At 35.4% G+C, this 305-nt stretch carries 1 protein-coding gene; it reads left to right on the top strand.

Annotated elements, in window-relative coordinates; translation table 11 throughout:
- A partial coding sequence (locus tag HMPREF2881_RS11355; protein ID WP_141752634.1) for a recombinase family protein occupies positions 1 to 305 on the top strand: 305 nt, incomplete at both ends.

Raw genomic sequence — 305 nt, 5'->3', positions numbered from 1 at the left:
ATTGAATTTGCGAGGTCAGGAGATACGATTGTTGTTTGGAGACTAGATAGACTAGGACGTAACATGGAAGATTTAATCACATTAGTTAATGAACTTAATAATCGAGGCGTGAGTTTTCATAGTTTAGAAGAAAATATAACAATGGATAAATCAAGTTCTACAGGACAATTGTTATTTCATTTATTCGCAGCATTTGCAGAGTTTGAACGTAATTTAATTTTAGAACGTTCTTCAGCGGGACGAATTGCAGCTCGTGCTAGAGGACGCTATGGAGGTCGACCCGAAAAATTAAATAAACAAGATTT

Source organism: Staphylococcus sp. HMSC057A08 (assembly GCF_001812925.1).
Classification (GTDB): domain Bacteria; phylum Bacillota; class Bacilli; order Staphylococcales; family Staphylococcaceae; genus Staphylococcus; species Staphylococcus hominis.
This window is presented reverse-complemented; position numbering and strand designations above follow the sequence as displayed.